This window comes from Citrobacter portucalensis, from assembly GCF_023374935.1.
In the GTDB taxonomy this organism is placed as follows: Bacteria; Pseudomonadota; Gammaproteobacteria; order Enterobacterales; family Enterobacteriaceae; genus Citrobacter; species Citrobacter portucalensis.
In genome coordinates this window covers 2990458-3010450 of sequence record NZ_CP092466.1, presented here as the reverse complement: position 1 = coordinate 3010450, position 19993 = coordinate 2990458, and the positions used below count along the sequence as shown (strand labels likewise).

The window sequence follows — 19993 nt, the reverse complement described above, 5'->3', positions numbered from 1 at the left end:
TAGACCACTACCCATTTTTACTTTTTTGGGGCAAATTTGGGGGCAAAAATTAGCTTGGGGCATGATTTGGGGCGATGAAATGACTCATATTGCCCGCAATTGTCTAAGATGGTTTTTTATTAACTAATTGATTTTATGATAATTAACTGTATTTGCTAATTTTACAAAATCAATTTTATAGTCTAACGCTGATTATGTGGCTGTGGGGATAAACATTTAATAAACCGGGCAAAGGGATAATCTCGCAGGCAATAAAAAAGCCGGAGGCGTTGATGCTTTCCGGCTTACTACGATATGAACGGAAGGCCGGAACAGGCGCAAGCACGCTCCGGCATCAAACAGATTACTTCAGTTCATCAACCATGGTGATGGCACGACCAATATAATTGGCAGGCGTCATTGCTTTCAGGCGAGTTTTCTCTTCTTCCGGCAGCGCCAGACCGTCGATAAACTGCTTCATACCTTCGGCGTCAACACGCTTACCGCGGGTCAGTTCTTTCAGCTTCTCGTACGGCTTTTCAATACCGTAGCGACGCATCACGGTCTGAATCGGCTCTGCCAGAACTTCCCAGTTATGATCCAGTTCATCCAGCAGATGATCGCGGTTCACTTCCAGTTTGCTCACGCCTTTCAGCGTGGACTGATACGCGATCAGCGCATAGCCAATGCCTACGCCCAGGTTACGCAGAACGGTAGAGTCAGTCAGGTCACGCTGCCAACGGGAGACCGGCAGTTTGCTTGCCAGATGCTGCAGTACCGCGTTAGACAGACCCAGGTTACCCTCGGAGTTTTCGAAATCAATAGGGTTAACTTTGTGCGGCATGGTGGAAGAGCCGATTTCACCCGCGATGGTTTTCTGTTTGAAATGGTTAAGCGCCACGTAACCCCATACATCGCGGTCAAAGTCGATCAGGATAGTGTTGAAACGGGCGATGCAGTCAAACAGCTCGGCAATGTAGTCGTGCGGCTCAATCTGCGTGGTGTACGGGTTCCACTGGATGCCCAGCGAGGTGACAAACTCTTCGCTGAACTGATGCCAGTCAACTTCCGGGTAAGCGGCGATGTGGGCGTTATAGTTACCGACTGCACCATTGATCTTACCAAGAATTTCAACCTGGTTGAGCTGGCGATACTGACGCTCCATACGGTAAGCCACGTTAGCCATTTCTTTGCCTAGCGTAGACGGGGTGGCTGGCTGACCGTGGGTACGGGAGAGCAGAGGAATATCGCGATACTGTACAGACAGATCTTTCACCGCGTCGATAAGCTTACGCCAGTACGGCAGAACCACTTCGTCGCGTGCGGTTTTCAGCATCAGCGCGTGAGACAGGTTGTTGATGTCTTCTGAGGTACACGCAAAGTGGATAAATTCGGAAACAGCGTGCAGTTCCGGGATATCCGCCACTTTCTCTTTCAGGAAATACTCAACTGCCTTCACATCATGGTTGGTCGTACGCTCAATGGTTTTGATGCGCGCAGCATCTTCTTCATTGAAGTTAGCGACGATCGCATCAAGGAAACCGATTGCGTCGGCAGCAAAAGCAGGAACTTCCTTGATCGCTGCGTGCGCGGCCAGTTTTTGCAGCCAGCGTACTTCAACCTGTACACGGAATTTCAGCAAACCGTATTCGCTGAAAATCCCGCGCAGCGCGCTGACTTTATCGCCGTAGCGTCCATCGACAGGGGAAACGGCGGTCAGTGAGGATAATTCCATAGATCACAACTCCGGGGTTAAATGAGCAAGAATTTGTTTTGCCTGAGTCGTCAGGCGATTACGAGAAAACATGAGTTGCAGACGGCCTCCACCAACCTGATGCCAGAGCACGGCAGCACGGATGCCAGCCAGCAGCGAAGCGCGTACTTTAGCCTGTACCTGTGGACTCTGAAGGATGGCCGGGGAACCCGTGACCTGAATACGCGGGCCGAGTGGACTGATGACGTCAACATAAATGCCAGCCATCGCACTCATCAACGTTTCTGACTGCAAATCAAAATGGTCCAGTTGGCGCTGCAAGCCGCTAATACGGTCTCCCAGCGTGTCCATAGCGCCCTTGGCCGCTGACAGCTTACGCTCCAGCACCATCAGGCTTAGCGTATAGCGGGTGAGTTCCGCGTTCAGTCCCTGACGACTGCTGGCGTTCAGCACGCCAAGCAGCGTTTCAAGGCCAAGACGCAGGTTGGCTTCACTGCCGCCAAACACGCCCAGCGTAGAGCTGGGATTCATGTCGATGACACTGTTCAGTGAAACGTGTAATGCATCGGCATCACAATGCCCCTGGTGCGCCAGTTCCTGCACCAGGCGTGCCGACTGACAAATGCCTGCCAGGGCGAGGGTGATGTCATAATAATTCTTTGCCACGTTCACTGCTTCCTTGTATCAAATGTGTAAGTAATTATACCGGCAGAGGCAATCGTTGTTCGATAATGCCGCCGCCGAGGCACACTTCGCCATTGTAAAAGACAGCCGACTGACCCGGCGTGACCGCCGCGACTGGCTCATCGAAAATGACTTCAATACGCTCTGCATCCAGTGCCTTAACGGTGCACGGAATGTCGGTCTGACGATAGCGGGTTTTCACCGTACAGCGCATGGTGCCGGTGAACGGTTCGCGATCGACCCAATGCAGCTGTTGCGCCACCAGGCCAACGGACATCAGACGTGGATGTTCATGACCCTGAGCGACAACCAGAATGTTGTTCTCAACGTCTTTATCCACCACATACCATGGATCTTCCGTCCCTTCTTTCGTACCGCCAATGCCCAGACCTTTACGTTGGCCCAGAGTGTGGTACATCAGTCCCTGGTGCTGGCCAATCTCTTCGCCGTCAACGGTGATGATTTTGCCAGGCTGAGCGGGCAGGTAGCGACCAAGAAATTCACGGAACTTACGTTCGCCGATGAAGCAGATACCCGTGGAGTCTTTTTTCTTGGCCGTAATCAGACCGAGATCTTCGGCAATTTTACGCACCTGTGGTTTTTCCAGTTCGCCGACCGGGAACAGGCTTTGTGCGATTTGCTCATGGCCGAGCGTATAGAGGAAATAACTCTGGTCTTTATTGCCATCGAGCCCACGCAGCAGGCGGCTTTTGCCGTCGACATCCGCGCGACGCACGTAGTGACCGGTGGCGATGTAATCGGCACCTAAATCTTCGGCGGCAAACTCAAGGAAGGCTTTAAACTTAATTTCTTTATTGCACAGAATATCCGGGTTTGGCGTACGGCCCGCTTTGTACTCTTCAAGGAAAAGTTCAAAGACGTTGTCCCAGTATTCTGCGGCAAAGTTGACGGTATGCAGTTCAATGCCGAGTTTGTCACAGACAGCCTGCGCATCCGCAAGATCGGCGGCCGCTGTGCAGTATTCCTCGCCATCGTCCTCTTCCCAGTTCTTCATGAACAGGCCTTCTACCTGATAGCCCTGTTGTTGTAACAGCCAGGCAGAAACGGAGGAATCGACACCGCCGGACATGCCGACGATCACTTTTTTTGGGCTTTCAGACATAGGAATACTCACGACATTGAACTTCAAGGCGGCATATTCTAGCACGCAGCCCTTTACTTGACACCCTCTGTAAACGGCCAGTTAAATTCGCCGATCATGGCCAGTGGGTAGCGCTGTCCGCTCTGATAACAGCGAATACTCTCTGCAACCAACGGCGAACGCAGGTTTGGCGCAGAGAAAATCTCTTCTGCGCTGACCCAACGACAGCAATCTATATCGCTGTCATGAGGTTCTGTAGCGCACATATTGGCAAGCTCAATAGAGAAAAGAAAACGCAAAAAGGGCGTTCTGTCCGGTGCAATCCATTGATGCATACGAATGAAATGCTGCGGCTGCGCTTTAATGCCCGTTTCTTCCCACAGTTCGCGTGCTGCGGCTTGCACCAACGTTTCATCGGCTTCCAGGTGTCCTGCAGGCTGATTCCACAAGGCTTTGCCATTGATCGTTTCTTCAACGACTAAGAATTTATCTTCTGCATGCACAATGCAGGCGACCGTGACGTGCGGTTTGAACATATTTTCCCCTTATTCCTCAGCAAATCCTTCGGCAACATCTGGCCAGCTAATTTCGCCGCTGGCCTTGTCGATACTAATATAAGCCACAGGAGGCGACGTTTGCGGGTCGGCCCCTCCACGGCACAATGCGGTTTGATGATCCTCGCGCACGATAATCTCAATGGCCTTTTTAGCATTCCAGCTTTCATAAAAAATACATTGGTGGTCGTGACGTAGCCCAAGGGTGGCGACTCTCGTTGCCTTTTCTGTCGACAGCGGGTTGATGTCGTCGCGATAGTGGTCACCGCTGTTTATAGCCTGTAACTGCGACTTTTTTAACCAGCCGCGTATGATTTGGCGATCGGTGGTGTAATAGACCGCTTCCATAAAATCATCGTTGGATTGTTCTTGTACAGAGACGAGGTCGCCGGGCACTAAAAATACGGACGGGCTGCGACACTGTTCGGTTGGCATCGCATAGAACCATGCGCGGGTGTCTCCTGTTACCTGATAGTGGTTTGCGGAGGAGGAGGGTAAGAACCCGCGCTGTGACATCGCTTTATTTGCCCATGTCTGGCAAGACGCGCTTACTGCAAGCGGACTGGATAACGGTGTTAATCCATTAACCGAGACCCAGCCGGTGGCGAAGGTTCCTTTAGCGTCCCGATAACGTACGTAACGATAAGGCTCATCTTTGGAAAGCATGCCCGTGCTTTTGTAGCGCTGTGAACTCCTGAGCACCTCGACGGTGTCGCCATTGACCATGAACGCGGGGAGTTGACACTCTGTTGCTGGTGCAGAATAGAAATGCAGGCGTGAGTCGGTTTTTACTTTGGCAGACTCATAAAGGTAGTTTGCCTCTCCGGCTGCTGTTCCGGCAATTGTCTCACAGTCCAGTTTTGCTGAACAAAACGGTGACACGCCGAGCAGGATGAATGCTGCAAAAAGCTGCTTATCCATATTTTTCATGCTTCCCTGTTAACACTCACGTTAAACCGTACGGTTACGATTTCAGTTCCCGCCACTCGCCGTTAGCAAGATTTTCCAGCGTGTAATCCCCCATGGCATAGCGGATGAGGCGCAGCGTAGGAAATCCAACATGCGCTGTCATACGACGTACCTGACGGTTGCGACCTTCATATAAGGTAACTTTCAACCAGCTGGTGGGAATGTTTTTCCGTTCCCGAATCGGCGGATTTCTCGGCCACAGCCATACGGGTTCCTCTACTACTTCAATGCCTGCGGGTAGCGTGGGGCCATCATTGAGCGTTACTCCGTTACGCAGGGCGTCCAGCGCTTCTGCTGTCGGCTCACCTTCAACCTGGACGTAATAAATTTTCCCGGTACGCTTACCGGGTTGCGTTAACCGCGCCTGCAGCGCGCCGTCATTGGTCAGCACCAAAAGCCCTTCGCTGTCCCGGTCGAGTCGGCCCGCCGCATAAATTCCCGGCACGGGAATAAAATCTTTTAACGTGCTTCTGCCAGCCTCGTCAGTAAATTGTGGCAAAACATCGTAGGGTTTATTGAACAAAACCACGCGTTTTGGCTGGTTTTCTTTACGCTGCTTAGTGACTTGTCGTGAGCTGAATCGCTCAACCCGGTGATTTCTAAAAGAAGTTTTTTGCATGGTATTTTCAGATTATATCAATTGCCGCATTATAGCCTAAGAACGAGTGTCTTTCATGGCGGCGAACAATAGGGTAGTATTGACACGCTCATTACAAATCATTAACAAAAAGTTGCTCTAACGCATCCGTGTAGCAGGACGCAAACGCACATGCAGCGTGATGACAGACGAGCAGAACCAGAAGCGCTCGAAGGAGAGGTGAATGGAAAGCAAAGTAGTTGTTCCGGCGGAAGGTAAGAAGATCACCCTGCAAAACGGCAAACTCAACGTTCCTGAAAATCCGATTATCCCGTTCATTGAAGGCGACGGTATCGGCGTTGATGTAACCCCACCGATGATCAAAGTTGTCGATGCTGCTGTCGAGAAAGCCTATAAAGGCGAGCGTAAAATCTCCTGGATGGAAATCTACACCGGCGAGAAATCCACTCAGGTTTATGGCCAGGACGTCTGGCTGCCTGCTGAAACCTTAGATCTGATTCGTGAATATCGTGTTGCCATTAAAGGCCCTCTGACCACCCCTGTTGGCGGCGGTATTCGCTCTCTGAACGTAGCTCTGCGTCAGGAACTTGACCTGTATGTCTGCCTGCGTCCGGTGCGTTATTATCAGGGCACACCAAGCCCGGTTAAACACCCTGAACTGACCGACATGGTCATCTTCCGCGAAAACTCCGAAGACATCTACGCGGGTATCGAGTGGAAAGCTGACTCTGCCGATGCTGAGAAAGTGATTAAATTCCTGCGCGAAGAGATGGGCGTGAAGAAAATCCGCTTCCCGGAACATTGCGGTATTGGTATCAAACCGTGTTCTGAAGAAGGGACTAAACGTCTGGTACGTGCAGCGATTGAATACGCCATCGCCAACGATCGTGATTCAGTTACCCTGGTACACAAAGGCAACATCATGAAGTTCACCGAAGGCGCGTTCAAAGACTGGGGTTACCAGTTAGCGCGTGAAGAATTCGGTGGTGAACTGATCGACGGCGGTCCATGGGTGAAAATCAAGAACCCGAAAACCGGTAAAGAGATCGTGGTTAAGGACGTTATCGCCGATGCGTTCCTGCAACAGATCCTGCTGCGCCCGGCTGAGTATGACGTGATTGCCTGTATGAACCTGAACGGTGACTACATCTCCGATGCGTTGGCCGCACAGGTTGGTGGTATTGGTATCGCGCCGGGTGCAAACATCGGTGACGAATGCGCTCTGTTCGAAGCAACCCACGGTACTGCACCGAAGTATGCAGGTCAGGATAAAGTGAACCCAGGTTCCATCATTCTGTCTGCTGAAATGATGCTGCGCCACATGGGTTGGACTGAAGCGGCTGATTTAATTGTTAAAGGTATGGAAGGCGCGATCAACGCCAAGACCGTAACTTACGATTTCGAACGTCTGATGGACGGCGCTAAGCTGCTGAAATGTTCAGAGTTTGGTGACGCGATTATCGAAAACATGTAATCCAGACCTTGGGTTGTATGAGAACGGGAGCCGAGAGGTTCCCGTTTTTTTTACCTGCAAAATGCTTTCATGGCGCTCATACTATTAAACTCATTTAAATAGCACTGAAGATCAAATTTTTATCTTTTCCATTACAATTTTATTTTTTGATAAAAAATATCCATGGCTGTCAATATTTCTTTATTTAACTCTATTCGGGTATGAGAACTAACTATAATTGAGTGGTGTTTGTATCTTATTGATTATTAGATGGAAAACAATTGTTTTAAAAATAAGAAAAATATCGGAAATATTTACAAGGAAGAAGCGTTTTAAGATTCTTTTACTCTAATTTTAAATCCATTTTTATCAGCGTGTTATGACAGTTGATTATTCTGAATATTAGTAATGTCCAAAAAAGAACATTTTCTCCAATTGATGTTTTTTTACCTTTCTGTTTTTCTGTTGGCAACATGCTTGAGAAATAAAACTCAAAGCATGATTCCTTGTTATGCGTGTTACTTACTATTAGTTGATGATGAAAATGGTTATTAAAATGCTAAGTTTAAAAACAGGTTTAGTGGCTGTTACATTATGTTTTGCTATGACAGTTTATGCAGGAGAAAGCGTAGTCACCGGCGGTTATGTACATACCCGGACAGATGGACAGAACCTTAATGGTTTTAACGCTAAATATGGTTATACCCCAGATGAGAGTGATTTTGGTGTTATGACATCCTTAACCATTTCAGAAAATGACGATAATGATATAGATCGTGGTTATGGTTCTGCATTAGTCGGCGCAAGTTATAAAGTAAATGATGTGGTAAAACCTTATGTAATGGCGGGTATTGGGAGAGGTGCGATCAAAGCTAATGGTGAAACTGACACTTCTACAGGTTTTGCCTATGGCGCTGGTATTCAGTTTATCCCCATTGCAGGTTTCACTGTTGATGCAGGTTATGAAGGTTCTAAGGTCTTTGGCGCACAAGCTAATAGTATTGTAGTCGGCGCCGGCTGGAAATTCTAAGGTTATTTATATGAATAAAATAATGATAATATTGGGTGCGTTTTCTGCTGTTTCTTTGATGTCTGGTTGTGTATCAGAAGAACAACGCTTAGCAAAGTGCGAAGCGAAGGGAATTAGCCGTGATGTTTGTTATCACGAAGAAAAAGAATATTGGAATAATTACAGTGCTAATATGAGTCGACTGCAGGCCGCTAATACACAAGCGGATGCTTTCAAAGAGGCTATGAGTGATCACAAGAAACATAAGCATCATGATGACGATTAATATTTAAGAACACGCACATACGGTCTTGAGTGCTTATGTTCTTGATATTTTAATCATCTATTAATTATTCAAATGGTTATGCTCAGGTATCACTCTTAAAAGCGTATTATCCTTCGGTATATAGTGATGAAATAATGCAGCGCCGGCATGGGCTGCAATTAGAAAGTAGCAGCTATCGGCGAACTGACTTCCCACCAAAGCCAGAGTTTTTTATGATAACCATGGCCTTACTTTGGTTTGAGAAAAACGCTTCGTCTGCTGTGTGCGTTCATTCTTTTGCTGAAAGTTTGTACGGAAATACATGCAGAGCGTTAGCTGCTATGGGGTAAACGCCCAGGCCTTCTGTTCTGGCTTTGATTTCCTCGAAAGAGAGTGAAGGGGAGGGTTCTCGTCCGCCCCACAGATTAATGCCTTCAGGAACATCGTCCCGCCTGTACTCCTCGGCGATCTCGATGGTTCCGCCACTATTCAATTCGACGACAACGCTTTTTCCGTCAACAGGAATCAGGTTCCCGTCATTGTCAGTGATAAAGATTTTCATTTGATTACCTCTTATTAGTGCATTCCTATGATAGCAAAATTGGATGAGGTGCAACGCCGGTTTTGTACTGCAAATTTCAGTAATGATTTTATCGATGAATTAGTAAGTTACGTTGTTATTGAGGAAATGTGACTGGACGCATGGCGACTTTTGTTTCTGTCTACCATGCTCTGTAGAGATAAATTAGAACACGTCAATGCTCATCGCAACGACTGATCAGTTTTCGCTACAGGACATGAGAATGCGCAAAGTACTTTTACCGGTAACCGCTGCGGTGTGTCTTTTTTTGATCGGTGTTTTTATTCTTAATATGCAGCTTTGGTATTCATCTTCGACAGAAACCCTTGGAGGAGCCCGATATGCCGTTAAAAATATGGATAATATACTTGATGAAGCTTTCCAGGCAACCCGCACCGCCAGGCATATTGCTGAAAAAAAATGCGATCTGGAGGGACAATACCAACTTGGAACCGAAGCTGCACTTCGCCCTCATTTGCGAACGCTGATCATTATCCGGCAGGGGAAGGTTTGGTGTACGTCATTGCCGGGGAATAGGATTTTACTTAAGCAAATCCCCGTAATTGCTGATACAAATCTGTTGCTGACTCCCGCAAGAAATACGGAAAACGAGATACCTGTTCTGCTGTATCAAACTCGTTTTCAAACCAGTCGTATTATTGTCACTATTAGTGGGGTGCATATTCGAGGGGCTCTGAAAGTTCCGTTAAAGGGAGTGGCATACTCATTGCTGGTGGGTGACAACGTACTTGGTTTATTGGGCGATGTGAAAACCGTTACAACAAGCGCACGTGCGTCTGGTCAACTTAATTCCGCAAAGTATCCGTTCAGTATTATTTATAATAAACCGCCACTGTTTAGTGCAAAAAGGCTGGTTACACAGGGTTCAGGGATTCTGGGTTTTATCCTGTTAATGTCTTTTGCAGCCGCTTATGCCATTGATAAGTATCTGAACAAGAACGATACCCCTGAAGAAACGTTGCGTAAGGCGATAGTAAAAGGAGAGATCGTGCCTTTTTATCAACCTATCGTAAATGGTCGCGAGGGGACGTTACGCGGAGTTGAAGTGCTGGCCCGATGGAAACATCCTAAGGCCGGGTATATCTCTCCTGCTTCCTTCATTCCCGTCGCTGAAAAATCAGGCCTGATAGTGCCACTAACTCAAAGCCTGATGAGGCAGGTCGCGGAAAACATGAACGCCATTGTCAGCAAACTGCCATCCGGCTTCCATGTCGGCATTAACTTCAGCGCATCCCATATCACATCCCCTACATTCGTGCAGGAGTGCCTGCATTACAGGGATAGTTTTAACCGAGATGACCTCAATCTGGTAATCGAAGTTACTGAGCGCGAGCCGTTAGATGTGGATGAAGATCTTGTGCAGAGGCTCAATATCCTGCATGAGAATGGCTTTGTGATTGCGCTGGATGATTTTGGTACGGGCTATTCTGGGCTTTCTTATTTGCATGACCTGCACATTGATTACATTAAAATCGATCAGAGCTTTGTGGGGAGGGTAAATGAGCTTCCCGATTCAACCCGAATTTTGGATTGTGTCCTCGATCTGGCTCGTAAACTATCTTTAAGCATCGTTGCAGAAGGGGTTGAAACGAAGGCCCAGCTTGATTATCTCAACAAAAACAACATTGTTTTCCTACAAGGGTACTATTTCTATAAACCAGTAACCTTCACTGAGTTCGTCATGATTCTGCTGTCAAAGCCTAAAGTGAAGGTTTTTGTTGAATAAATACAAGATAACCTTATTGATGAAAAGGGAGCATAAAATCTGTTTCGGTAGTAAAAATCCGACGATTATCTTTATCGTGAGACAAATCTCAGATTCTGTTATTTAAAATCTATACCCTTATCGATATGGTGGTTATTTATGTTTTCAAATACAGCAACTGGATAATGGTATGGCAGATATAACATTCGCGATGGAGCGTGATTCAAGTCACAGAGCGGCGAAAAATAAGTTGGATGTGCGAAGCAAAGCGAAGTACACAAATCGCAACCAGCTTGCGATTGCCGCAGTACTATTTTTAGGCGGTATCGTCGGGGTTATTGTTTTGGCATTGTACCTAATGGTGCAGGAAGGGGTGTTTTTGTATTGATTGTTTAAATATTCTTATCATTGCTGTATTGCTAGTCGGAGCTGGAACAAGCTACTTCTTCTGTCTTGATGAACGGAATAACATCGTAGGGAATAGCAGTTTGTGGGGAAAGATTGTAGATCTTACCGTCATAGTGGCTACTTACATAAGAAAATGACCTTAATATAAAGCTAAGATCAGCGGGGAGAGTCGTGGGTTGGGTGTTAACTTCATTGTAAAACCGTTTACAGCTACCTTTCAAATCTAAACCGGAAAAAATTATTCTTTCAAACTTTAGACTAATGGCTATTTGTAACGCGCTAAATGCGACCGTAGCACTACCAAAATGGCCATGTGTTACATTAGTTGAAAATGCAATTGTTTTCACTTTTCTGAATGCAGAACATTTAATTCGAAGATTCCTGTTAGTTATTGTTTTTATTTTATAGCGAATCTTTCTACCGATACCACCTCTGGATTTGCAAATGTCCTTTAACAGAAAACATGTGTTGAGCAAGTACTCTGCCTCTGTTGAATCAGCTCTTTTAATAACATCTTCACTAATAAAGGTATGCTGAGCATAGGAGGAATACTTATGAAATAAGTCTTTATTGTTTTCATAAAATGAGCCATCACAAACAACATAGATAAAAATAGGGATGTTGTTGTCGATTAAATGACCGGCACTTCCGTTTACGCAAATAAAATTTTTATCGCGCATTCTACTTAATGGAGTGTCCAATGATGATGGTCCGGACAGGTAAATAATGCAATCATCGGAAATTTTATTTTCCATTATCTTATTTAATATATTGTGTGTGATAATCATTGCTTTTACCATGAATATTATTTTTGCAAATGTTACCACTTTCTTTATGGGCTTTCAAATCAGTAATAATGTTGACTTTTATTATATAAATTTGATGAATGAATTCATAAAAATACGAAAGGTAATTATGACTCATGGTAATTATTCTGAATGAATATAATTCATGGCGTTTATGAATGTACCGTGCTATGGACAAGGCGATTAGGTTTATGTTGGGATAAATGAATTAGGGATGCGGTTAGAAGAAGATGTGAGTCGCCTTTGTAAGGCGACTCTATGAAATCATTCAGAATAATATCCTGAATGATACCGGCTGGATGGGATGCACGTGATAGCTCGACCAACAGGATCTTATAAAATTAGAACTGATAATTTAAAGATACCCAGTAGTTACGACCAGGGTTTACGTATCCGGTAGTGGATTGCGCCGTTTGATAATAATCACCTGCGTAGGTACTATTACGCCCCACCTGGTACAATTTGACCTCACTAAAGTCTTTATCCAGCACGTTATTAACCGCCGTATTAAGTGTCAGATCTTTGGTCAGCTTATAAGACATCCCCATGTCGACAACGGTCCAGGCTTTTAAATCAGCGCCTTTATCGTTATAGACGGCCTTTTGTACCGCGCTAAGGTTGTCGTAATTTTCGGTAAAGCGTGGGGCTTTGCCGCGATAACGTGCGCTGAGCCAGGCGTTCATATCTTCCGTTGCCTGCCAGTTCAGACGGGCGTTAGCCATATGTTTTGGAGTGTAACTTAATGGCGCGCCTTTATTTTCACCATCTTTTTGCTTGCTCTGAGTGTAGGTGTAGTTGAGAGATAAGGTCAGCACATCCGACCATAGAGGGAAGGTGCTGGCAAATTCAACGCCATCGGTCCTTGCCTTGCCGCTGTTGGTATAGCTGTTGGTATTATCATCGATAGAATATGAGACAATTTTATTTTTGTATTCGGTATAGAAGCCGGTAATGTTGGCGTTAAGCCCGGCGTCGTTCTCGTAATACAGCCCGGTTTCGTAGCTGATACTTTCCTCAGGTTTGAGGTCCGGGTTACCGACCGTATTCACCGTTCCCTGTGCGGTTACACCGCTGATCCCGTTATGCAACTGGCTTAGTGATGGTGCTTTATAACCTGTCGTTACACCGCCTTTGAGGGTCCATTCGTCGGATGCGTCCCAGACCATATAGGCACGCGGGCTGAGATGACCGCCAAAGACATCGTTATGCTCATAGCGTGTTCCTACGGTTAAGGCCAGAGAGTCGAGAATATGCCATTCATCTTCCGCATAGGCTGCCCACGTTTTTTGATGGAACGTCTCGCCGGTATTGGCCAGCACCACACCATCTTTCATCCGTGCATCCCAGTATTCTCCGCCAAGGGTTAGGAGGTGTGAATCACCTAATGGCGTCAGCAGCACTGAGTCAAGAATGACGTTGGTGTTCTTCAGTTCACGCGCGTCACCGGCCCGGCCTGCGTTCTCTGGCGTGAGTGCGGAAGATACCAATTGCCGGCCTTTGTTTTCAGTTTCATTCCAGCCGAGGGAGGATTTCCAGGTGCCGAACGTTAAGGCTGTATCGTGGCCGAGGGTCACTTTGTTACGCTCATAGCGTAGCGTTTTATCATACCCCCCTGTCAGGTTGCCCAACTGCCCGTCATCGTTGTCATAGCGCTGTCTGGCGGAATCGAGATCTAACCACAGCGTATTGTTCTCATTGGTTTTCCAGTCGAAGCGCGTACCGATATTGTAGTTTTCCGATTCGGTAGGATAAGGTACGCGGGTGGAGGAGGTATCGCTGAGGGAGGTGACGCTGGAACCCTGACGCTGGGTTGTGCTCCCCCGAACCTGCATATCCAGTACGCCCGCGATTAACGGGCCACTTGACCAGAAGTTGGCAATGGTACTGTTACCCCATTTATTACTCTCTTGCAGGTTAACGCCGGTATTGATGGAAGTGCTCCATTTATCGGTGCTTTTTTTGGTGATGATATTCACCACGCCACCGATTGCGTCGGACCCATAAAGCGTCGACATCGGGCCGCGGATCACCTCAATATGATCGATCGCCGCCAGCGGGGGCATAAAGCTGGTATTCATGGCAGAGAAACCGTTTGGCGTTACGTCGCTGCTGCCGTTTTGACGAATACCGTCAATCAGGATCAAGGTATAGCTGGCAGGCATGCCACGGATGCTGATCTCCAGACCGCCGGTTTTACCGGTGCTGCTTTCAACATCTACCCCTTCAACAGAACGCAGGGCTTCACCTAAGTCATTATATTTATTGGTTTGTAACTCTTGCTGAGAAATAACAGAGACGCTGGCGGCGGCATTGGTGATTTTCTTTTCATAACCGGAAGCGGTTACCACCATGACATCTTCAGCAAATACCAGGGGGCTGGAAAATCCTAAACAGGACAGAACGACAGAGGCAACAGGTTTTAAACGCATAGTCAAACTTCCTTTGTTAAAAATTCAAAGGCAGTAAGATAATTGATGGAAATGATAATACAAATAATTATCATTACAAATTTACATAACTTGTCACTTCTGGTGTTTTTCTTGAATAAATATACATAAATTGTCATGAGTTTTAGATAAGGAATTAGCAGGAAGGGTCAATAGTCCGCATGGGCAATTATTAGAAAGTGATTAATATCCCTGTGAATAAATGGCGAGGGATTAATCTATTTTCTGAGATTCACATCGTACTCATAACGGAGTATCAGAAAAAAGTATGATAATTTTAGAAAATCGTCATACTTTTCTGCGCCGCATCATTTTTTTCGTCATTTCTGTCCGCCATAATCCCTTCCCCAGGAGACTGCTTAACGACGGTAAATCGTTATGCGGCATAAAAATAACGTAAATCTGGATAACATAATGATCAAAGGCAAGCTGGCACTGCTTACGTGCGCATTGACTCTCGCATTAACCTCACCACTTCTTGCCGCGCAAAATGCGAGCGAAGGGCAGACGTTAAAACTGGCAATTGGACCAGAACCAACGGAAGGGTTTGACCCGATGCTGGGCTGGAGTCATGGCAGCTATTTGCTTTTGCATGCACCATTATTAAAACAAAATGCAGATATGAGCTGGGGAAACCTGCTGACGGAAAAAGTAGAGACCAGCGCAGACGGCAAAACCTGGACGTTGACGTTAAAACCTGACCTTAAATTCTCTGATGGTTCCCCGCTAACCGCTGAAGATGTGGTGTTCACCTATAACAAAGCAGCAAAAAGCGGCGGCAAAATCGATATGGGAAACTTCACCCATGCCAGCCTGAAAGATAACCGCACGGTAGAAATTACGCTGAATAGCCCACAGAGCACCTTTGTGAATGTGCTGGGTTCTTTGGGTATTGTTCCGGCGAAACGGTATGACGAAAAAACATTTGCCAAAAATCCGATTGGCGCGGGTCCTTATCGGCTGGTGAGTTTTCAGCCGGGACAGCAGTTGATCGTGGAGGCTAACCCCTGGTATGCCGGTAAGAAAAATGATTTCAGTAAGCTGGTGTTTGTCTTCCTTGATGAAGATAACGCTTATGCCGCAGCGCGCAGTGGCCAACTGGGACTCGTACGTATCGCGCCGTCGATGGCGGTCGCTCCTCAGCAGAAAAACTTGAAACTTTGGGTACGCGATAGCGTGGAAAACCGGGGCATTGTGTTCCCGATGGTTCCTGCAGGTAAAAAAGACGCCAATGGCTATCCAATTGGGAACGATATCACTGTTGATGTTGCCATCAGGCGCGCCATCAACTATGCCATCGACCGTAAGCAGCTTGCCGATCAGGTCATGGAAGGTCATGCGATTCCTGCGTATAGCGCTGTACAGGGGCTGCCATGGCAGGGGCAATCCGTTGCGTTCAAAGATGGTGACAGCGAAAAAGCACGCACGATTCTGGAAGAAGCTGGCTGGAAGGTGGGTAAAGATGGCGTACGAGTGAAAGACGGCAAAGAGGCACGACTGACTTTATGGTACGCCAGCGGTGACAGTACGCGCCGGGATTTAGCTGAGGCCGTACGTGCAATGCTGGAGCCGGTGGGTATTCAGATCTCGCTGCAATCCGGAAGCTGGGAAACCGTTGAGCGTCACATGCATGCGAACCCGACACTATTTGGTTGGGGAAGTCTGGATCCGATGGAGCTGTTCCATCATTACAGTAATCAGGCCGCGGGCGTGGAATATTACAATCCAGGCTATTACAGCAACCCTGTTGTTGAACAGCATCTTAAACAGGCTATTGACGCCCCGGACTGGCAAAAAGCGTTGCCTTTCTGGCAACAAGTGGAGTGGGATGGCAAGCAAGGGGCTGGCATGCAGGGCGATGCTGCCTGGGCATGGCTGCTGAATATTCAGCACACCTACCTGGCAAATCCGTGTATTGATTTAGGCAAAGGCGCACCGGAGATTCACGGTAGCTGGTCACTGCTCAATAATCTGGACGAATGGACCTGGACCTGCCGTTGATGAAGTCTGTTGTGGGCCATTTTCTACGGCTGATAGTGTTATTAGTGCTGGTTGCGGCTGGCACTTTTGTGCTGCTCAGCTTTTCTCCGGTCGATCCGATTCGTGCTTATATCGGCAACGATCTCCTGCATGTGCCGCCGGAGCAATATGCACGCATTGCTGCTCGCTGGGGATTGGACCAGCCACTATGGGAGCGTTTTGGTCACTGGTTTGTTCGTGTGTTGCAGGGCGATCTCGGCTATTCCATGCTGTTTAATGCGCCGGTTGCCAGCGTGATCAAGGAACGCTTTTCCACTTCGTTTGCGCTGCTTGGCGGCGCGTGGCTACTCTCCGGTATATTGGGAACGGCAATGGGGTTTGTCGCGGGCCGCTACCTGAATCGCTGGCCGGACAAAGCAATCTGTCGCCTCAGCTATCTGCTTTCTTCGCTGCCGACCTTCTGGATTGGCATGTTGCTGCTGGCGTTATTTGCCGTGCGCTGGCCGGTATTTCCGGTCTGCTGCGCGTGGGAGCCGGGCAACAGCGGCGATATGGCGACGCTGACTGAGCGTCTGCGCCATCTGGTGCTTCCCGTTTGCGCGCTCAGTTTGCTGGGGCTGGGACAAATTACGCTTCATACGCGGGAAAGCATCGCCAGCGTAATGAAAAGCGAATTTGTCCGTTTTGCGCGTTCCCAGGGAGATAAAGGCTGGTCACTGTTACGCCATCAGGTTCTGCGTCATGCAATTACGCCTGCGCTGTGTTTGCAGTTTGCCTCACTGGGAGAACTGTTGGGAGGTGCACTATTGGCCGAAAAAGTCTTTGCTTATCCAGGTCTGGGGCAGGCCACCATTGATGCCGGGTTACGCGGCGATCTGCCGTTACTGATGGGGATTGTGTTGTTCAGTACCGTACTGGTGTTCATTGGCAACTCGCTGTCTACCTGGCTTGTCCGTATGTTGAACCGTGCTCTGGAGCGACCTGATGCTCTATAACCCGACGCCGACGCTAATTCGTCTTTTGTTCTCTTTTAGCTGCCTGTTATTCATTGCAGGGTATGGTGCCGCAATGCTGGATAACCCGTTGAGCGTTAATCTGCTTGCCCGTCATCTTCCACCTGATGCGATGTACTGGTTTGGCACCGATAACCTCGGTCGCGATCTGTGGGTCCGTTGTTTTCAGGGTGCACTAACCAGTCTGCAAATTGGTATTGGTGCGGCGTTGTGCAGCGGTTTCATTGCGTTAATGATGGCGGCGGTTTCGCGCATACATCCGCGTCTGGATGTACTTATGCGTCTGATTACTGATGCCATGCTATCGATGCCGCATCTGCTGTTGCTTATTTTGATCTGTTTTACGTTGGGCGGCGGGAAAAACGGGGTAATCATGGCGGTTGCACTAACGCACTGGCCGCGTCTGGCGCTGATCCTGCGTGCTGAAGCGCAGCGCGTGGCCCACAGTGACTATCTGACGTTGACCTGGCGTCTGGGACACGGCCATTTTTACTGCTGGCGGCATCACTATCTACCAGCGTTGTTACCCCAGTGGTTAACCGGGACATTGCTGATGTTTCCCCATGCGGTGTTACACAGCGCGGCGTTAAGCTTCCTCGGTTTTGGACTGGCACCGCATGAACCGTCGCTGGGCCTGCTGCTGGCGGATGCGCTGAGGTTTATCAGTCATGGTGATTGGTGGTTAGTGCTGTTTCCAGGACTGATGCTGTTCAGTCTGGTGATGTTATTCGATCAGCTCGCAAGGGCGGTGCATCGTTTATGGTTACGAGGTGACGCATGTTGAGTTTAAGGCAGGTCTCGCTGGACGTGGCGCGTTATCGTTGGTACGGCGCGAAAAACTGGTCTTCGCTGTTGCAGGATATCTCTTTCGACGTAGCGCCTGGTCAGATGGTGGCGCTAGTTGGGGGAAGTGGGGAAGGTAAGAGCCTGTTGCTGCAATGTCTGCTCGATCTCTTACCAGACAATTTGCGTTTCAACGGCGTTATTACCCTGGAAGGTAAAACGCTGGACAGTGATGACATTCGCAAATGTCGTGGCAATACCTTCAGCTACGTCCCGCAAGGTATTCAGGCACTTAACCCGCTGCTTTCGATTGAAAAGCATCTGCGCAGGGCATGCCAGCTTTCTGGCCAGCAATGGAATGCCGGAAAAATTGAACGATTGCTCCAGCGTAGCCGACTGGAAAGTCGCGTATTAGATACTTTTCCGCGCCAGCTTTCAGGCGGTATGGCGAAACGTGTTCTGGCATGTCACGCGTCTCTGAGTCAGGCTCGCTATATTCTGGCGGATGAAATTACCGCCTGGCTTGATGCACCACTGGCTAATCAACTGCTTGAACAGTTGCGTGAGCAATGTGAGCAAGGGGCTGGCGTTTTATGGGTAACGCATGACCTCACGCTGGCGGCCCGCCATGCGGATCGTATTGTCGCGCTGCATCAGGGAAGGGTGTCGGATAACGTCAGCCGGGAACAGTTGTTACGCGGAGAGATTAGCGAACACCTGCAACGACAATGGCGGGCGCTGCCTGAAAGAAATCAACTTTTTGGAGAGCGCGATGCTGTGCTGTCGTGATGTAACAATCTGTCAGGGGGAAAAGGTTCTGTGGCAAAATCTGACCTTTTCTCTACGCCCTGGAGAACGTATTGGGATTTGTTCGCCCAGCGGAACCGGCAAAACGACGTTGGGACGTGTGCTGGCGGGCTGGCAAAAGCCGACCTCGGGCGACATTCTGATTGATGATCAACCTTTGCCGATGCACCAGTATTGCCCGGTGCAACTGGTGCCACAGCATCCGGAATTAACTTTTAACCCCCGACGCAGCACCGGCGATGCGGTGCATGACGCCTGGCGGCCTGGCGCAGAAATCCTTACCCGCCTGCATATCAAACCGGAATGGTTAACCCGTCGCCCTGGACAGCTTTCTGGTGGTGAACTGGCGCGAATCGCCATACTTCGTGCGCTGGACCCGCGTACCCGTTTTCTTATTGCCGATGAGATTACCGCCCAGCTCGACCCTTCCATTCAAAGAGATATCTGGGTACTGCTGCTCGAAGAATGCCAGCGTCGACCATTAGGCATGCTGATTATCAGCCATCAGCAGGCGCTGCTTGATCAGATCTGCACGCGGACGCTACTCTCTTAGGTCTCTTTCGCATTTCAGGCAAATAACTAACGTGATCGTAAAAACTATCGCTGTGGCTGCGCTAATGTACGGGGCGGGGGCTTTTGCAGCACATGCTTCCATTCAGGTGGGTTTTTCACCGGAAGGGTCGGCTCGGGCTTTAGTGCTGGATTCAATTAACCATGCGCAGTACAGCATCGATATGATGGCTTATTCATTTCAGTCTGCAGATATTGTTCAGGCCCTGGTAAACGCTGAAAAGAGAGGCGTTGTGGTCCGGGCTGTTATCGATAAGAAACGTAACCAGGGCAAGGTTAGCCAGAAGGCCATCGCGTTTGCTGCCGCGAATGGGGTTGATGTGCAACTGGATGGTCACTACCACATCCAGCATGACAAGGTAATGATTATTGATGGCGACACGCTGGAAACCGGTTCGTTCAACTTTGCCAAATCCGCAGAATTTGCCAACTCTGAAAATGTGTTAGTTATTCGTGACGAACCTGCCGTTGTTGCGCAGTATCAGGCCCATTTTGACAGCCGTTGGAAAATCGCGCACCAGAGCGGTTAAATGCTTCACAACGCCG

20 protein-coding genes and 1 pseudogene are annotated in these 19993 nt (G+C 48.3%); 11 read left to right on the top strand and 10 right to left on the bottom strand.

Features of this window, described 5'->3' with window-relative positions:
* Positions 1-343: 343 nt before the first annotated feature.
* Genes purB through rluE form a run of 6 tightly spaced genes read right to left on the bottom strand, consistent with a single transcriptional unit; the run spans position 344 to position 5621 of the window.
* The gene (gene purB / locus LY264_RS14670; protein WP_003832400.1) at positions 344-1714 is read right to left on the bottom strand and encodes an adenylosuccinate lyase; all 1371 of its coding nucleotides are present in this window, start codon (positions 1712-1714) and stop codon (positions 344-346) included.
* 3 nt (positions 1715-1717) lie between these two features.
* The gene (gene hflD, locus LY264_RS14665; RefSeq protein ID WP_003832401.1) at positions 1718-2359 is read right to left on the bottom strand and encodes a high frequency lysogenization protein HflD; all 642 of its coding nucleotides are present in this window, start codon (positions 2357-2359) and stop codon (positions 1718-1720) included.
* A 34-nt stretch (positions 2360-2393) separates the two neighbouring features.
* Entirely contained in the window at positions 2394-3500 is a 1107-nt protein-coding gene (gene mnmA / locus LY264_RS14660) for a tRNA 2-thiouridine(34) synthase MnmA (RefSeq protein ID WP_003832402.1), read from the bottom strand.
* Between the two features lie 53 nt (positions 3501-3553).
* Positions 3554-4015, bottom strand: a complete 462-nt coding sequence (locus tag LY264_RS14655; protein ID WP_008784446.1) for an NUDIX hydrolase — start codon at positions 4013-4015, stop codon at positions 3554-3556.
* Between the two features lie 9 nt (positions 4016-4024).
* A complete protein-coding gene (locus tag LY264_RS14650; RefSeq protein WP_048226849.1) occupies positions 4025-4963 on the bottom strand; it encodes a hypothetical protein in 939 nt (312 codons plus the stop codon).
* A gap of 34 nt (positions 4964-4997) precedes the next feature.
* Complete coding sequence (rluE, locus tag LY264_RS14645; protein WP_003832405.1) at positions 4998-5621, bottom strand: 23S rRNA pseudouridine(2457) synthase RluE; 624 nt, start codon at positions 5619-5621, stop codon at positions 4998-5000.
* A gap of 202 nt (positions 5622-5823) precedes the next feature.
* Here rluE and icd point away from each other — a divergent pair, with 202 nt between their 5' ends.
* The 3 genes from icd (at position 5824) to LY264_RS14630 (ending at position 8348) form a co-directional block, all read left to right on the top strand.
* Entirely contained in the window at positions 5824-7074 is a 1251-nt protein-coding gene (icd, locus tag LY264_RS14640; RefSeq protein WP_003841892.1) for an NADP-dependent isocitrate dehydrogenase, read from the top strand.
* A 535-nt stretch (positions 7075-7609) separates the two neighbouring features.
* Complete coding sequence (locus tag LY264_RS14635; protein ID WP_240498908.1) at positions 7610-8083, top strand: Ail/Lom family outer membrane beta-barrel protein; 474 nt, start codon at positions 7610-7612, stop codon at positions 8081-8083.
* Positions 8084-8093: 10 nt separating this feature from the next.
* Positions 8094-8348 (top strand): hypothetical protein, encoded by a 255-nt coding sequence (locus LY264_RS14630; RefSeq protein WP_048226847.1) that lies wholly within the window; start codon positions 8094-8096, stop codon positions 8346-8348.
* A gap of 60 nt (positions 8349-8408) precedes the next feature.
* Here LY264_RS14630 and LY264_RS14625 read toward each other — a convergent pair.
* Both LY264_RS14625 and LY264_RS14620 read right to left on the bottom strand, forming a co-directional pair.
* Positions 8409-8531 (bottom strand): annotated as a pseudogene (locus LY264_RS14625) (hypothetical protein); the annotation flags it as partial.
* An 85-nt stretch (positions 8532-8616) separates the two neighbouring features.
* The gene (locus tag LY264_RS14620; RefSeq protein WP_048214392.1) at positions 8617-8889 is read right to left on the bottom strand and encodes a hypothetical protein; all 273 of its coding nucleotides are present in this window, start codon (positions 8887-8889) and stop codon (positions 8617-8619) included.
* A 241-nt stretch (positions 8890-9130) separates the two neighbouring features.
* Between LY264_RS14620 and LY264_RS14615 the strand changes: the two genes are divergently transcribed.
* Complete coding sequence (locus LY264_RS14615; protein WP_048226846.1) at positions 9131-10654, top strand: EAL domain-containing protein; 1524 nt, start codon at positions 9131-9133, stop codon at positions 10652-10654.
* A 169-nt stretch (positions 10655-10823) separates the two neighbouring features.
* Positions 10824-11021, top strand: coding sequence for a hypothetical protein (locus tag LY264_RS14610; protein ID WP_048214390.1), 198 nt, complete (start codon positions 10824-10826; stop codon positions 11019-11021).
* Positions 11022-11052: 31 nt separating this feature from the next.
* Here the strand turns inward: LY264_RS14610 and waaZ are convergent, their stop codons facing one another.
* Positions 11053-11829 (bottom strand): 3-deoxy-D-manno-oct-2-ulosonate III transferase WaaZ, encoded by a 777-nt coding sequence (gene waaZ / locus LY264_RS14605; protein WP_053069291.1) that lies wholly within the window; start codon positions 11827-11829, stop codon positions 11053-11055.
* Positions 11830-12188: 359 nt separating this feature from the next.
* Entirely contained in the window at positions 12189-14276 is a 2088-nt protein-coding gene (locus tag LY264_RS14600) for a TonB-dependent receptor (RefSeq protein WP_048226842.1), read from the bottom strand.
* A 396-nt stretch (positions 14277-14672) separates the two neighbouring features.
* Between LY264_RS14600 and LY264_RS14595 the strand changes: the two genes are divergently transcribed.
* From LY264_RS14595 to LY264_RS14570, 6 genes are read left to right on the top strand one after another with little or no spacing between them, the layout of a single operon-like run.
* Positions 14673-16295 (top strand): ABC transporter substrate-binding protein, encoded by a 1623-nt coding sequence (locus LY264_RS14595; protein WP_122983991.1) that lies wholly within the window; start codon positions 14673-14675, stop codon positions 16293-16295.
* Complete coding sequence (locus LY264_RS14590) at positions 16295-17269, top strand: ABC transporter permease (RefSeq protein WP_048214387.1); 975 nt, start codon at positions 16295-16297, stop codon at positions 17267-17269. Before LY264_RS14595 ends, LY264_RS14590 begins: the two co-directional genes overlap by 1 nt.
* Positions 17259-18071 (top strand): ABC transporter permease, encoded by an 813-nt coding sequence (locus LY264_RS14585; RefSeq protein WP_048226840.1) that lies wholly within the window; start codon positions 17259-17261, stop codon positions 18069-18071. Before LY264_RS14590 ends, LY264_RS14585 begins: the two co-directional genes overlap by 11 nt.
* On the top strand, positions 18065-18859 hold the full coding sequence (locus tag LY264_RS14580; protein WP_048226838.1) for an ATP-binding cassette domain-containing protein: 795 nt from the start codon (positions 18065-18067) through the stop codon (positions 18857-18859). Before LY264_RS14585 ends, LY264_RS14580 begins: the two co-directional genes overlap by 7 nt.
* Complete coding sequence (locus LY264_RS14575) at positions 18843-19430, top strand: ATP-binding cassette domain-containing protein (protein ID WP_048226836.1); 588 nt, start codon at positions 18843-18845, stop codon at positions 19428-19430. The genes LY264_RS14580 and LY264_RS14575 overlap by 17 nt, the downstream gene beginning before the upstream one ends.
* 31 nt (positions 19431-19461) lie before the next feature.
* Entirely contained in the window at positions 19462-19977 is a 516-nt protein-coding gene (locus LY264_RS14570; RefSeq protein WP_048226834.1) for a phospholipase D family nuclease, read from the top strand.
* Positions 19978-19993 lie beyond the last annotated feature (16 nt).